18 protein-coding genes are annotated in these 14000 nt (G+C 67.3%); 9 read left to right on the forward strand and 9 right to left on the reverse strand.

Annotated features, from left to right (window positions below):
- The first annotated feature begins 1 nt into the window (after window position 1).
- Genes A7W11_RS09830 through A7W11_RS09840 form a run of 3 tightly spaced genes read left to right on the forward strand, consistent with a single transcriptional unit; the run spans window position 2 to window position 2362 of the window.
- Complete coding sequence (locus A7W11_RS09830) at window positions 2-865, forward strand: branched-chain amino acid ABC transporter permease (protein ID WP_066410973.1); 864 nt, start codon at window positions 2-4, stop codon at window positions 863-865.
- On the forward strand, window positions 858-1658 hold the full coding sequence (locus tag A7W11_RS09835; protein ID WP_066410974.1) for an ABC transporter ATP-binding protein: 801 nt from the start codon (window positions 858-860) through the stop codon (window positions 1656-1658). The genes A7W11_RS09830 and A7W11_RS09835 overlap by 8 nt, the downstream gene beginning before the upstream one ends.
- Window positions 1655-2362, forward strand: a complete 708-nt coding sequence (locus A7W11_RS09840) for an ABC transporter ATP-binding protein (protein ID WP_066410976.1) — start codon at window positions 1655-1657, stop codon at window positions 2360-2362. The genes A7W11_RS09835 and A7W11_RS09840 overlap by 4 nt, the downstream gene beginning before the upstream one ends.
- A gap of 57 nt (window positions 2363-2419) precedes the next feature.
- On the opposite strand, the gene A7W11_RS09845 is transcribed toward A7W11_RS09840, so the two are convergent.
- Window positions 2420-3352, reverse strand: a complete 933-nt coding sequence (locus A7W11_RS09845; protein ID WP_162270258.1) for a hotdog domain-containing protein — start codon at window positions 3350-3352, stop codon at window positions 2420-2422.
- 109 nt (window positions 3353-3461) lie between these two features.
- Between A7W11_RS09845 and A7W11_RS09850 the strand changes: the two genes are divergently transcribed.
- Window positions 3462-3968, forward strand: coding sequence for a type III secretion system chaperone (locus A7W11_RS09850; RefSeq protein WP_082887181.1), 507 nt, complete (start codon window positions 3462-3464; stop codon window positions 3966-3968).
- Window positions 3969-4070: 102 nt separating this feature from the next.
- On the opposite strand, the gene A7W11_RS09855 is transcribed toward A7W11_RS09850, so the two are convergent.
- Genes A7W11_RS09855 through sctW form a run of 8 tightly spaced genes read right to left on the reverse strand, consistent with a single transcriptional unit; the run spans window position 4071 to window position 10427 of the window.
- On the reverse strand, window positions 4071-4337 hold the full coding sequence (locus tag A7W11_RS09855; protein WP_066128012.1) for an EscF/YscF/HrpA family type III secretion system needle major subunit: 267 nt from the start codon (window positions 4335-4337) through the stop codon (window positions 4071-4073).
- A gap of 9 nt (window positions 4338-4346) precedes the next feature.
- Window positions 4347-4619: a hypothetical protein gene (locus A7W11_RS09860; protein WP_066410981.1), complete on the reverse strand. Its 273-nt coding sequence runs from the start codon at window positions 4617-4619 to the stop codon at window positions 4347-4349.
- 15 nt (window positions 4620-4634) lie between these two features.
- Window positions 4635-6014, reverse strand: a complete 1380-nt coding sequence (sctD, locus tag A7W11_RS09865) for a type III secretion system inner membrane ring subunit SctD (protein ID WP_066410983.1) — start codon at window positions 6012-6014, stop codon at window positions 4635-4637.
- Between the two features lie 10 nt (window positions 6015-6024).
- Window positions 6025-8118: a type III secretion system export apparatus subunit SctV gene (sctV, locus tag A7W11_RS09870; RefSeq protein WP_066410985.1), complete on the reverse strand. Its 2094-nt coding sequence runs from the start codon at window positions 8116-8118 to the stop codon at window positions 6025-6027.
- A gap of 8 nt (window positions 8119-8126) precedes the next feature.
- Window positions 8127-8513, reverse strand: a complete 387-nt coding sequence (gene sctY, locus A7W11_RS09875) for a type III secretion apparatus assembly chaperone SctY (protein ID WP_066410991.1) — start codon at window positions 8511-8513, stop codon at window positions 8127-8129.
- Window positions 8510-8917, reverse strand: a complete 408-nt coding sequence (gene sctX / locus A7W11_RS09880) for a type III secretion apparatus assembly protein SctX (RefSeq protein ID WP_066410992.1) — start codon at window positions 8915-8917, stop codon at window positions 8510-8512. Before sctX ends, sctY begins: the two co-directional genes overlap by 4 nt.
- A gap of 20 nt (window positions 8918-8937) precedes the next feature.
- Entirely contained in the window at window positions 8938-9330 is a 393-nt protein-coding gene (locus A7W11_RS09885; RefSeq protein ID WP_066410999.1) for a type III secretion system chaperone family protein, read from the reverse strand.
- Complete coding sequence (gene sctW, locus A7W11_RS09890) at window positions 9327-10427, reverse strand: type III secretion system gatekeeper subunit SctW (protein WP_066413788.1); 1101 nt, start codon at window positions 10425-10427, stop codon at window positions 9327-9329. Before sctW ends, A7W11_RS09885 begins: the two co-directional genes overlap by 4 nt.
- 220 nt (window positions 10428-10647) lie before the next feature.
- Here sctW and A7W11_RS09895 point away from each other — a divergent pair, with 220 nt between their 5' ends.
- From A7W11_RS09895 to A7W11_RS09915, 5 genes are all read left to right on the forward strand, one after another.
- Window positions 10648-11502, forward strand: a complete 855-nt coding sequence (locus tag A7W11_RS09895; protein ID WP_066411001.1) for a coiled-coil domain-containing protein — start codon at window positions 10648-10650, stop codon at window positions 11500-11502.
- A 125-nt stretch (window positions 11503-11627) separates the two neighbouring features.
- Window positions 11628-12251, forward strand: coding sequence for a hypothetical protein (locus A7W11_RS09900; protein WP_066411003.1), 624 nt, complete (start codon window positions 11628-11630; stop codon window positions 12249-12251).
- Window positions 12252-12464: 213 nt separating this feature from the next.
- Complete coding sequence (locus tag A7W11_RS09905) at window positions 12465-13088, forward strand: hypothetical protein (protein ID WP_066411005.1); 624 nt, start codon at window positions 12465-12467, stop codon at window positions 13086-13088.
- Window positions 13089-13144: 56 nt separating this feature from the next.
- Entirely contained in the window at window positions 13145-13441 is a 297-nt protein-coding gene (gene btc22 / locus A7W11_RS09910; RefSeq protein ID WP_066411012.1) for a Btc22 family type III secretion system chaperone, read from the forward strand.
- 42 nt (window positions 13442-13483) lie between these two features.
- A complete protein-coding gene (locus tag A7W11_RS09915; RefSeq protein ID WP_082887182.1) occupies window positions 13484-13984 on the forward strand; it encodes a SycD/LcrH family type III secretion system chaperone in 501 nt (166 codons plus the stop codon).
- Window positions 13985-14000: the final 16 nt, after the last annotated feature.

Here is a 14000-nt window from a genome sequence, read left to right on the forward strand (position 1 = left end):
CATGGATGGTTTTGAAAATTTCTGGGCCATCTACGGCAACCTGGTGCTCACGCTGGGCACCAACGCGCTGCTGGCGCTGTCGATCTGGCTGACGCTGACCTGCGGCATGCTGGCCATGGCCAACGCCGCCTTCATGGGCATCGGCGCCTACGCGGCGGCCCTGCTCACCATGAACTACGAGGCGTCGTTCCCGGTGGCGCTGGCCGGCGGCATGCTGGCCCCGGCGCTGGTGGCCGCGTTGATCGGCCTGCCGACCTTGCGCCTGTCCGGGGTGTACCTGGCGATGGCCACGCTGGGCTTCGGCGAGGTCGTGCGCGTCACCATCCTGAACACCGAGTCGCTGACCGGCGGCGCGCTGGGCCTGAACGGCATCCCGCAACTGACTCAGTGGTGGCATGTGGCGCTGGCCGTGGTCATCGTGCTGCTGGTGCTGTGGCGCGTGCGCCGCTCCAAGATCGGCCGGTCCTTCGACGCCATCCGCGGCGACGAGACCGCCGCGCAACTGATGGGCATCGACATCCGTTCCAGCAAGATGCTGGCCTTCGTGGCGGGCGCCGCCATCGCCGGCCTGGCCGGCGCGCTGAACGCGCACCTGACCTTCTTCATCGGCCCCAACGAATACGGCTTCGACCGTGGCGTCGAGATCCTGACCATGGCCATCCTGGGCGGCATCGGTGGCCTGGCCGGTCCGGTCCTGGGGGCCTTCATCATCACCATCCTGCCGGAAATGCTGCGCGGTTTCGCCGATTTCCGCCTGGTGGTCAACGGATTGATCCTGGTGCTGATCGTGCTGTTCCTGCCGCAGGGCATCTGGGACCCGGCGCGCTTCTCGCGCTGGATGCGCAAGGGAGGCCGCAATGCTTGAGCTCAAGAACATCTCCAAGAGCTTCGGCGGCCTGCATGTGCTGCACGACGTCAACCTGAGCGTGCCGCAAGGCGCGATCTTCGGCCTGATCGGTCCCAACGGCGCGGGCAAGACCACGGTGTTCAACCTGATCACCGGCCTGCTCGACCCGACCCGCGGCGACATCACGTTCGAAGGCAGCAACCTGCTGCGCCGCAAGCCGCATGAAATCACGCGCATGGGCATCGCCCGCACGTTCCAGAACATCCGCCTGTTCAAGGAGATGACGCTGCTGGAGAACGTGGTGGTGGGGTCGTATCGCCACATGGACTACGGCTTCGCCAGCCTGCTGCTGGGCCTGCCGAAGTACCGCCAGCACGAAGCCCGCGCCCGCGAGCGCGCGCTGGAACTGCTGTCGTGGATGAAGCTGGACCACAAGGCCAACGATCTGGCCGACAACCTGTCGTACGGCGAACAGCGCCGCCTGGAGCTGGCGCGCGCGCTGGCCACCGAGCCGCGCCTGCTGCTGCTGGACGAGCCGGTGGCGGGCATGAACACCGGCGAACGCGCCGAGCTGATGCGCGAGATCCTGGCGATCCGCGACCGCGGCTACACCATCCTGATGATCGAGCACGACATGCGCTTCGTCATGGGGCTGTGCGAGCGCATCGCGGTGCTGAACTTCGGCAAGATCATTGCCTGCGGCGGTCCGGAAGACATCCGCAACAACGAACAGGTGATCGAGGCCTACCTGGGCCGCGAGGACGACGAGGACGAGGCCGCGCACGCTGCCCAAACGGGAGAAGTGCGATGAGCATGTTGGAAGTCCAAGGGCTGGAAGTCCACTACGGCCACATCGAGGCCGTGCGCGGCATCGACCTGACGCTGGACGCCGGCGGCATCACCGCCCTGGTCGGCGCCAACGGCGCCGGCAAGTCGACCACGCTGCTGGCGCTGTCGGGCCTGTTGCCCAAGCGCGCCGGCCGCATCCGTTTCGAAGGCGAAGACATCACCGGCCTGGCGCCGCACGCCGTCGTGGCGCGTGGCATCGTGCAGGTGCCGGAAGGCCGCGCTATCCTCACCACGATGACGGTGCGCGAAAACCTCGAACTGGGCGCCTACCGGCGTGGCCTGAAGGCCGCCGCCACCGAGCTGGAATACGTGCTGCACCTGTTCCCGCGCCTGAACGAGCGCCTGTCGGGCATCGCCGGCAACCTGTCGGGCGGCGAACAGCAGATGCTGGCGATCGGCCGCGCCCTGATGGCCAAGCCGCGCCTGCTGCTGCTGGACGAGCCCTCGATGGGCCTGGCGCCCATCGTGGTGCAGGAAATCTTCCGTTCGCTGCGCGCGATCAACGCCGACGGCCTGACGCTGTTCCTGGTCGAGCAGAACGTGCGCCAGGCGCTGAAGATCGCGCAGCGCGGCTATGTGCTGGAAAACGGCGCGATGGCGCTGTCGGGCGGCGGCCGCGAGCTGCTGAACCACCCGCGCGTGCTGGAAGCCTATCTGGGCGCGTAAGCGATACCGGCACCATCCAGACGGCCCTGCAAATGCAGGGCCGTCTGTTTTGGACGATCAGTCCCGCGCGCCCTTGCGCGACAGGTTCGCCACCGCGGCCAGCACCAGGCGTCCGTCCGCGTCCTTCACGTCGGCCTTCACCACTGCCGTGGTGCCGCCCTGGTGCGCGATCTCGGCATCGGCGCGCAGCGCCGGACCCGTGCCGGGGCGCACGTACCAGGTCGAGATGCCCACCATGTTCCAGTCCTCGCCCAGCGCGGCCTGCGCGGTCTGCGCCGCCAGTGCGAAGGTCAGGCCGCCTTGCGTGTGGCCGACGCGGTTGCCGACCTGCGGGCCATTCTTCAGGATGCCGGTAGCGCCGCCCTCGCGCGCCTGCGGCTGGATGCCCCAGAACCGCTGCTCGAAGCCCGTTGAGCCGGTTTCCAGCGCCTGGCGCGCATGGTCGTAGATCTCGCGTTCATGTGTAACCAGCAAGTCGGGCGTCAGCGCCTGCGGTTCGGCCGACACGCCGCGCTTGCGCAGCGGAATCGGGGGCAGGTCGTTGCGGTCGTCCAGCATCTGGAAGCTGCCGTGCACCGTGCACAGCGGCTGCCCGCCCGCCGTCAGTTCGGCGCGCGCCAGGCCTTGCTTGCGGGCCAGCCCATCGTGCAGGCCGTCGAAGTGGCTGGTGGCCGCGAGCGGGCCCTGGCGCGGGGCGCCGGTGAACTGCAGCGCCAGCGTGACCGTGGCCATGCGCATCGCATAGCCGGCATGCCCGCGCATGGCGATCGCCAGCGCGACGTCGGCCAGGATGCAGACGGCCGCGATGCTGGCCTGGCCGTCCGGGTCGGTGCAGTGCGGTCCGATTTCCAGCGACAGGCGCGCATCGTGATCGCGCAATTCGTCGAAGGACAGCTCCAGGAAGTTGCCGGGGAAATTCCAGCCGGGTTCGCGATTCAGGGCCAGGCCGCGCAGGACCTGGTTCAGGATGAGGGCACGGGTGTCGGACATGGGGCGCTGCATGAAGGGTTCGAAAAGAGCCCCCGCATTGTCCCACCGTTCCGCCGTGATCGGCCCGGCGAGGGACTTGGTGGTAAAAGTGTCGAGGTGAAACAAATACATGCAATATTTCGACCGGGCCGTACAATCGCCCCCACCGTTCTTTCTCTCGAGCCGTTACGTGCCTGATCCGACCTTCGCGCGGATAGTGTCAGAATTTGGAGCTTCCCTGGGTATCGCCGGCCTGGCGCCGACGGCCGAAGGGATCTGCCAGCTTGTCTTCGACCAGCGTCACGTGGTCCAACTCATCCACATGGGCGCGCGAGGGCAGGTGCTGATCTCGTGTGCGCTTCCCGAGGCCCGCGATGCGGGCGCTTGCGCCGAGCTCATGGCCCGCGCCAATTTCATGCAGGCGGGCAGGGGAGCGGTGGCCTGCCTCGATCCCAAGGGCAAGGCGCACATGCAGGTCGCGCTGCCGCTGGTCGAATGCGGCGCCGCGAGCCTGCTCGGCGCGCTCGAAGCGCTGCTCGACCAGGCCGACGCCTGGGTCGAACGCCTGTCGCGCGAAGCGTCGCGTTCGACGATGCCCTCGGCCTTCCATCCCGCGCTTTTCATGCAATCGGTGTAACGCCACCGCGGGGAATGGAACCCCGCGGCGGCGAGGATCACCGAGAAACGGCCCGGCATTCTGCGTGCCGGGCCATTCTGCATCGCGCCAGGCGCGTCGCGATCAGGACGACTTCTGGATCACGCTCTTGAGCGAGTCCGAGATCGACTTGCTGATCGTGCTCTGCACTTCGACCATCATCGTCCACTGGCTGATCTGCTGCTGCATCGCCAGCATGTCGGCCTGCGACACGTTGCCGTCGGCATCGGTGCTGATGGTGGACAGCGTCTGGCGCAGATTGGTTTCCTGCGTGCGGATGCTTTCGTAGACGGTGCTGTTGACGTTGTTGAAATTCAGGCCGGACGAGCCGGAAAGACCGTTGAGCGCCATGGACGGCTCCTAGCGAGGGTTGAACGTGGAAAACATCGATGCGAACGGCGGCGGGGAGGCCGCTGCCGTTTGCAGGGGATGGGAGGCGAGCACGGCCCGGGCCGCGGTGGCGGCCTCGGCGGCCGCCTGCCAGGCCGCGAACTGGTCGCGCGGCAGGCCGGCGGCGATGGCCGCCCGCAGCCGCGACTCCAGCGTGGCGGCGCGGCTGGCCAGGGCGTCGCGCAGGGCCGCGCCGTCGGGGGCGGCCAGCAGGGCTTCGAGATCGGTCAGGGCGGTGGGCATGGGATCGGCAAGGAGTCAGCGCAGCACGATGGCCGGACGAGGGCCTTCGAAAATCAGGCGCTTCGGTTCTACGGCGGTCAGGCGGTACTGTTTGTGCGTGCCGCCGACCAGTAATTTACTGCCGTCTTCCAGTACCACATAGGGTTGTGGTCCACCCACCACGCTGCGGATGCCGAACGGCACGCTGTCGGCGAACTGGCGGTCGGCGGCGGCGGGCTGGGCCAGCGCCGCCACGTCCAGGTGAGTGGCGTTGAAGCTTTTCACCACGGCCTGCAGACGGGACAGCTGGTCGTCGTCCAGGCCGCCGGCGCCGGTTTCCAGGCGGTCGGTTTTCCAGGTGAGCGCGATGCCGGACAGGCCGGCTTCGGCCAATCGCGCCGACAGGGCATCGGCGACGTCCGGCGCCAGCGCGATGTCGTTGCCCAGCACGGTCATGCCGGGCAACTGGGCGCGCACGGCGTCCAGCGCCGAGGCGCGCTCGCGTGCGCTGGCGGCGATGCCCAGGATGGTCATGCGGCCGTCGCCGTCGTAGCGCGGGGCGTAGCGCACGCTGAAGGCCTTGAGGGTGGAGGCCGCGCTGGCGACGGCGGCGTCCTCGGCGCTGACGCGCAGCGCGGGCATGGGCCAGATCTGCGACAGGGCGGAAGCCACGCTGTCCTGCTCGGCGGCATTGCGGACCCAGCCGCTGACCAGCACGGTGCCGTCGCGCGACATCGCCACGTGCAGGCGCGAGCCCAGGCCCAGGCGTTCGAGCGCGGCGGTGATCTGGCCGATGGAGCGTTCGGCGGCCACGCGGGGATCGGGGCGCTCGACGGGCTTGGGCGTGGAGGGCAGCAGCCAGGCCATGCCGATGGCGACCAGGACGGTCAGCACGACGGCGGCCAGGCCCAGCACGATGGGCCAGTGGTCGCGCTTGCGCGGCGGCGCGGCCGCGGGCACGGCGGGCCGGACGGGGGCAGGGGCCGGCTCCGGCGGCGCGGCTTCAGGGACCGCGGGCCCTGAAGCCGCCACGGCGGCGGCCGTGACCACGGCGGACGCACCGGCATCACCGTCGTTCGCGGCGACCGGCCCGGCCATCCAGGGGTCGGCGCATCTGGCCACCGTGACCCAGACGGGCCCCAGCGGCATGGGCTGGTTGAACGGCGTGGCGGGCTCGGTCTGGCCGGCGGGCGTGTCCTGGTCGGGCGCCAGGTCCCAGCCCTGCGGGCCGATGCGCAGGCGCGCGGCGCGCGCGCCCAGGCCCGTGTCGGCCAGCACCACGTCGCAGGCCGGATCCGATCCCAGCACCGCGCCATCTTCGGCCAGGCAACTGGCCTGGTTGTGCAGGCCGGACAGCACGCGCAGTTCCAGCGCGTCCTGCGCGGGCGCGTTCCGGGCTTGGCTCGGCGGATTCATCGCGCGGCCCTCACAGTTCCACCCGAGCCAGCGGCTGCACGTTGATTTCCTGCGTCAGCTCCTGGTAGGACAGCACGGGCAGCTCGTACAGGTCTTGCTCGATCATCTTGCGTAGATAGCGCCGGATGTCCATCGAGGTCAGCAGCACGGGCTTGCGCGTGGTGCCGGACAGGTCGCCCACGGCGCGCTTGATGTTCTCGACCAGCTTCTTGGTGGCCGAGGGGTCCAGCGCCAGGTAGCTGCCCGCCGAGGTCTGGCGGATGGCGCCCCGCACGGTCTCTTCCACATTGGGCGCCAGCAGGTAGGCCGGCAGGATGTTCTGGCCGCTGGAGTACTTGTAGCTGATGTGGCGCTTGAGCGAGACGCGCACGTATTCGGTCAGCAGCACCGAGTCCTTTTCCTTCTGGCCCCATTCGATCAGCGATTCCAGCACCGCCCGCAGGTTGCGTACCGAGATGTCCTCGGACACCAGGCGCTGCATGATCTCGGCGATCTTCTGCACCGGCATCACGCGCAGCGCTTCCTTCACCAGATCGGGGTAGCGGTCTTCCATGGCCGACAGCAGGAAGCGCGTTTCCTGGATGCCGATGAAGTCCGATGAATACTTCTTCAGCACGAAGGCCAGGTGCCAGGTCAGGATCTGGTGCGCGTCCAGGTAGGGGATGCCCGCGGCCGCCAGCGTGGGCGCCAGCCGGCTTTCGGCCCAGAGGGTGGGCAGGCCGGGCAGGAAGCGCTTGTCGGTTTCGTACGGAACCTGCAAGGCCTGCAGGTTCTGCTCGGTATCGCGCACCAGCACGCTGCCGGGCCGCAGCTTGCCCTGCGAGACGGGCACCTCGGACAGCAGGATGTGATAGCTGTCCTGCGGCAGGGCTTCGTTGAAGCGCAGCTGGATGCCGGGGAAGGGCACGCCCAGGTCGAAATACAGGGCGCGGCGGATCTTCAGCAGTTCTTCGTTGAGCTCGCCCGCGTCGAAGTGCTGCTGCAGGTCTGCCGCCACGTCGATCATCAGCGGCAGGGTGGGGGCGAACTCGGCGCTGCCGTCGGTCCTGGGCTTGGCCGGCGGCTGCCGTCCGTCCGCCTGCAGGGCCGGGATTTCGGTGATCTCGCCGGTTTTCTCGTCCACCACCTTGCGGGTGCCGCGCATCAGCACGAAGCCGATCGAGCCGACCACGGCGGCCAGCGCCACGAACGTCAGCGTGGGCATGCCCGGGATCAGGCCCATGCCGACGGCGATGGCCGCCGCAATGAGCAGGGCGCGCGGCTGGGCGAGGATCTGGGCGCCGATGTCCTTGCCGACGTTGGACGGGCCGTCGCCAGTCTGCACGCGCGTGACGATGATGCCTGCGCAGATGGCGATGAACAGGGCCGGGATCTGCGCGATCAGGCCGTCGCCGATGGTCAGGATGGAATAGACCTGCACCGCCTCGCCCGCGGACAGGCCGCGCTGCATGGTGCCGATCAGGATGCCGCCCAGCAGGTTCACCGCCACGATGATCAGGCCGGCGATGGCATCGCCCTTGACGAACTTCATGGCGCCGTCCATGGCGCCGTACAGCTGGCTTTCCTTCTCGACCACGGTGCGGCGCTTGCGCGCTTCGTCCATGTCGATGGTGCCCGCGCGCAGGTCGGCGTCGATGGACATCTGCTTGCCCGGCATGGCGTCCAGCGAGAAGCGCGCCGCCACTTCGGCCACGCGCTCGGCGCCCTTGGTGATGACCACGAACTGCACGATGGTGAGGATCAGGAACACCACCAGGCCGACGATCAGGTTGCCGCCGACCACGAAGTTGCCGAAGGTCTCGATGATGTGGCCCGCGTCGCCCTGCAGCAGGATCAGGCGGGTGGTGGCGATCGAGATGCCCAGGCGGAACAGCGTGGTGACCAGCAGCACCGACGGAAAGGACGAGAACGCCAGCGGCGAGGGCAGGTACATCGCCACCATCAGCAGCACGGCCGACAGGGTCATGTTGGCGCCGATCAGCACGTCCACCAGCGTGGTGGGCAGCGGCAGGATCATCATGAAGATGATCGCAACGATCAGGACGGCCAGGACGATGTCGTTGCGGCTGGTGACGACGGCGACGGCGCGGTTGAGGGCTTGCATCGATGCCTTCAGCGTGGGGTGTTGGGGGCGGCGGCGTCGGCCGGCTGCCCGGGTTGGGACGCGCGCATGGCGACGTAGGCGCGCATGGCGGCGGCGGCTTCGGCCTGGCGTTCCAGCGCCAGCAGCGCCTGGGCGCGCACCAGATGGAAGGCGGCATCCATGCCGCCGCGCAGCGCCACGCGCTCGAGCGTGGCCAGGGCCGACTCGGGCTTGCCGGCGCGCAATTGGGCCAGCGCCAGCGTGACCAGCTGGCGCGGCTCGGCCAACTCCAGCGCCTCGAGCGCGGCCAGCAGCACGGCCGCCTTCTCGGGACGGTCGTTTTCCAGGTAGATGTAGGCCAGCAGGCCCATCAGTTCGGCGCTGTCGGCGCCGAGGGGGGCGGAGGCGTCGTTCATCCCTGGTACAGCGTGCTTCGGTACATGGCGACCAGTTCGCGCAGGCCGGTTTCTTCCTTCAGCAGGCGCACGGCGCGGTTGAGCGCCTTGCTGCTGTCGTCGCCGTTCTGCTGCGCCTGTTCGGCGGCGGAGGACAGCGCCTGCAGGGCGTCGGACAGGGCCTGCGAGAACCTGGCCGGAATCAGCAGATCGCGGTTGCCGACGAGGGGCTTGAGCACGTCGTCCAGGAAACGGTCGGTGTTGGGCGTTTCCAGCAACTGGCTGAGCTGCGCCTTGACACCATCGGCCGAGGGAGGCAGGTCTTGCCGGTCGGGCAGTTGCCGGGCGCCGTTTTCCTTGCCGGCATAGACGATGTCGTCGATGCCCCGGTCGAAGGTCAGGCCGCTGATGCGCAGGTCGGACATGGTCGTTCTCGTCTGTCGGGTCAGTAGGCGTCGTCGCGCACGGCATCATGCCAGCGCGCCAGGGTGTCCAGCGCCTGGCGCAGGCGCAGCGGCGTGAATTCGTCTTCGGGCAGGCGCACCAGCGCGACCAGGCGGCGCTGGCCGTCCGGCGATTCGCGCAGCGCGCACTGGATGGCCCAGTCTTCCATGCGGCTGTGATGGGCGCGCTTCCAGGCGCGCACCAGCCAGGCGCCGGCATCATAAGCCACTGGCTGCGCCATGTAGACCAGCACCTGGCGGTCATGGGTGCGTTCGACGCCGGTCTGCCGTCCGGATTCGGACTGCAGCAGCGCCTGGCCGCGCGCATCGAAGGACAGGTTGTCGAAACCGGCCTCTTCGCCGAACTGGCGCAGGGTGAGTTCCGGACTGCTCATTGCTGTTCTTCCTCGTCGATGGCAATGTCCAGCGCGGCTTGCGAGGCATTGATGAGGGATTGCCGGGTATCGGCATCCGGGAATATCTGGACCGGCAGTTCGCGCAACATGCCCTTGATGGCGGTATGGAACAGGACGCGGGCCTCGATGGACGTGGCGCCGTGCTGCATGCCCAGGCTGGTGAAGCGCGACTCCGACACCCACTTTTCATTGGTGACGGCGACCAGATCACGCATCAGGCGGGTGGCGTCCAGGCGGCGGCCGGTGGTTTCCTTCAGCTTGTCCGCCAGTTCCTCGCAGTTTTCCAGCACGGTGGCGGCCACTTCCAGATGGTAGAGGTCGCTGACCAGCGCCTGCAGGCGGTTGGCGTCGGTGGACGGGCGGGTGGCGGCCAGGTCGTGGCCCAGCGCCGCGGTCAGTTGCTTCAGGCCGCGGCCGACGTCTTCGCCGCCGAAGCGTTCCAGCGCCAGGTCCAGCGTCTTGGCCAGGGTCTGTTCGCCCAGCACCAGATCGCGGTAGGTGCTCTGGAAGCGCTGTATCTCGGCGGCGTCGTGGCCGAATTCAGAGGCGCTCTTCAGGCTGTTCAGCCCGGCGCGGATCTCGGGACCGCTTTCGATCTCCATGTCGGCCAGCGCGTCGCGGATGGCCTCCAGCAGAGTGGGATCGGCACCCTCTTTTTCGCCTTCGCGCAGCGCGTACTGCAGGCCCAGGTACTGCTGCGAGATGTCGCCGAAGGCCTGGCCGGCCAACTGGCGCGGCGAACCCTCGCCGGAAACGAGTTTCTTGACCAGCTCGTGCAGTTTCTCCTGCACGTCGCCGTCCTGGTTCTGGTCCAGGGCGTCGACGATCTCGCTGGTGTCCATCAGTTCCAGCGGCCGGTCGCCCTTCACCTTGCGGTCGGAGTGGTGCTTGTCCTCGGTCTTCTCGGCCATGTGCAGGCTGAGCTCCTCGGCCGAGTCGGCCAGCGAGAACTCGCCTTCCACCACCTGGGTGGCCTGGCCCATGAGCATGCCCACGTGCGCCTGCGCCTGGCCGGCATTGGCCTGCGAGGTCAGTGAGGAGAATCCGTGGGAGAGCTGTCCGTCGATGCGATTCATGGTCGAAGCGGGCGTGGGGGCGGCGTGCCCGGTCATGCGGTAGTAACGCCCTGGGCGGAATGGTTCCGTCCATCCAGCGAAAAAATCATCCCGATGCGGGAAATCCGGATGGAACTGTTCCCCGAGGGCCGTTACTCAATCGTCGTGCGTGCCGGATCGATCCGCAGGATCCGGCTCCGTGGCGCTTTCTTCTCCCCCGCTTGCATACGAGGATTCGAACATGAACAACTTCGCCGTCGGCGGTGCCGGGCAGGTCGGCAGCACCAGCCTGTCGTCCATGGATCTCGAAACCGCCCTGATGGCCGTGCAGAGCCAGCGCAGCCAGTTGCTGGAAAGCTCGCTGCGGTCCCAGATGGAATCGGTGAATGCGAAGAACCAGCAGATCGCCGATCTTAATAACAAGATCGCGGGAAATCAGACCCAGGCGAACGATCTGGATGCGCAGAACGTGCAGTTGACCGCCGACAACGCCGCCGCGAAAACGCAGATCGGCACGCTGGACGCCCAGTCGGTCTCGCTCGACACCCAGATCGCCGGCCTGAAAGACCTGCAATCGCGGCTGGCCGCCAGCAAATGCCCGGATCCCGAAGGCTATTACGGCCTGTCCTGGGGCCAGGGCGACAACGCGGCCCAGTCGCATCAGACGTTGCAGCAGGTGCGGGACGCCGGCCTGACCGTCGCATCCTCGGGCCCCGACGCGCCCCAGGATGTGGACCGGAACGGCACCATGGACGCCAAGGGGCGCGTGGTGCAGGGCTGGGTGAACGAACTGAACGGCAAGATCAGCGCCCTGGAAAGCCAGAAGGCGGCGGCCGCCAGCCAGGTGGCCACGCTGACGCAGACCATCGCCGGCAACGAAACCACGATCGCCAGCAACACCACCCAGGCCCAGGAGCTGCGCGCGGGCATGGACGACCTGAAGCGCCAGGTCGACGGCATCAGCAATTCCCAGCAGATGGAAATGCTGCGCCTGCAAAGCCTGGCCAACAAGAACAACGAAGCCTTCGAGGTGATGACCAACTTCATCAAGAAGATGCAGGACAGCCGTTCCAGCATCATCGGCAACATGCGCTGATCGCCGTGCGGCTGGCTTGCCTGGCGGGCGCGAAGGCCCGCGGCAAGGGAACCCGAACCGCGCCACCGTTACTTACCAGACAATTCCGGGGCATGCCGCCGCCGGATCCCAGAGCGAGATCGATCATGAGCACCTCCGGCATCGGCAACAACATGATGGTTTCCAACATCGACATTTCGTCGATGGACCTCGAAACCGCCCTGCTGGCCGTACAGGGCGAACGCACCCGCCTGCTGGACGCCCAGCTGGCCGACCAGATCAAGGCGGTGCAGAGCCGCAACGACCAGATCGCCAAGCTGAACAACGTGCTCAGCGGCCTGACCCAGGCGCAGGGCCTGTTCCCCAGCGACGCCAAGGCCACCGACAACCTGGACAGCACCGGCGACGGCGCCTGGCGCAAGGACCAGAGCTGGCCGCTGGAACGCCAGGTCAATACGGCGCTGATCGAGGCCGGCATGACCTCGCCCGGGCTGCAGACGGTCGGACCGGCCCTCACCAACAGCGTCGACGAGAACGGCAACGCCGTCATGCTGGACGGCGGCATCCGTGGTTTCACGACCAAGGGAGACCTGGAGGCGATGATCACCAAGGTCAAGGGCATGATCGACGGCGAAAGCAATTCCCAGCAGATGGACATGCTGCGGCTGCAAAGCATGTCGAACAAGCGCAACGAGGCCTTCGACGTGATGACCAACTTCGTCAAGAAGATGCAGGACAGCCGTTCCAGCATCATCGGCAACATGCGCTGACGGCGGCGGAGCCGGCGTGATGGGCGGCGCCGTGAATCGCATCCGCCGCCCGTAAAAAGTGCGCCGCGCGCAGGGAACCCGAAGCACGCGGTTGTTACTCACCAGACAGTTCCGGGGCGCCGGCCCTGATTCAGCCCAGCCGGCCCCCTTGCAGCCAAGACCCGACCGCGCTCCGAGCGCGACCCAGACCTCACAAGACAGCGAGATCAACTCATGAGCACTTCCGGCATCAACCCCAACATGATGGTTTCCAACATCGATATCTCGAGCATGGATCTCGAGACGGCCCTGATGACGGTGCAAAGTGAGCGCACCCGCCTGCTGGATGCCCAACTGGCAGACCAGATCAAGGCGGTGCAGAACCGCAACGACCAGATCGCCAAGCTGAACAACGTGCTCAGCACGCTGACGAAGGCCCAGTCGCAGTTCAACTCCGACGCCAAGGCCGGCGACACCATCGGCGGCTGGGACAGCGCAAAGATCTCGAGCATCGAGGTTCCCCTGAACGATGCCGTCCAGGAAGCCGGCCTGTCCGACCTGGGCTTCACCAGCCGCACCGGCCAGCGCACCCCCGATGCGGGCGAGACCAAGGACGGCAATGAAGGCAAGCTGATCACGGGCACCGCCGTCTTCGCCGGTGGCACCACCAAGGGCGAGATCGACGCCGCCATCACCAAGATCAAGGGCCTGATCGACGGTGAAAGCAATTCGCAGCAGATGGACATGCTGCGCCTGCAAAGCATGTCGAACAAGCGCAACGAAGCGTTCGACGTGATGACCAACTTCGTCAAGAAGATGCAGGACAGCCGCTCCAGCATCATCGGCAACATGCGCTGAGCCGGCTTTCCGGCCAGATTCGGTTTTCAGATCCCTTATCGATATCCAGGAACATCATGTCGCAGAAAACTCCCGAACAGATCATCAGCGAAGCCGAAGCCCTGGTGGCCGAGGCGCAGCGCAGCCTCGACGCCAGCAACGAGTTCTTCCGTTCGCAAGGCCTCGATCCCGAAAAGGCCCGTGCCGTGCTGGCCGGCCAGGTCGGCCCGAAGGAGGCCGCCGAAGCCGAGGCCCAGTTCCGCAAGGACCTGGAAGACATCGACCGCGAAGTCGGCGAGGAACTGGCCCGCGCCAGCTTCGCGAACGCCGCGCGCAGCGGCGGCGCCGCCCGCCGTCCGCGTCCGATGGTCTGACACGATCCCTATTCCGCAACCGAGTTCGACAAGGCGAAGAACATGACTGCAAGCCAGGATACCGGCGCCGAGCTGACCCCGCAGGAAACGGCCAGGATGGTCGATGAACTGGCCGCCCTGTGGCGCAGCGGCGGTACCTTGGGCCAGGCCATGGACATCACCGACGACGAATGCGAGGCGCTGTACGCGTATGGCCATGCCCTGTATCAGCAGGGCAAGTATGCCGATGCCATGAAGACGTTCGCCCAGGTGACGGCGTACAACCACATGGACGCGCGCTACCAGATGGCGTTCGGCGGCGCGGCCCAGATGCTGGGCCGCTACGAAGACGCGTTGCGGCAGTACGTGATCGTCACGATGATGCGCCTGGATGATCCGGCGCCGGTGTATCACAGCGCCGAGTGCCTGCTGGCGCTGGGCCGCCTGCCCGAGGCGGCCGAATCGCTGGCCATGGCGATCGAGCTGTCCCGGGGCGAGGCGCACGCCGCGACCCGGGTGCGCGCCTCGGCCATGCTGCAGGCCGTCCAGGCCAGGATGCAATAAAGACAAGACCCAGGCA

The organism is Bordetella ansorpii (genome assembly GCF_900078315.1).
Taxonomy (GTDB): domain Bacteria; phylum Pseudomonadota; class Gammaproteobacteria; order Burkholderiales; family Burkholderiaceae_B; genus Bordetella; species Bordetella ansorpii.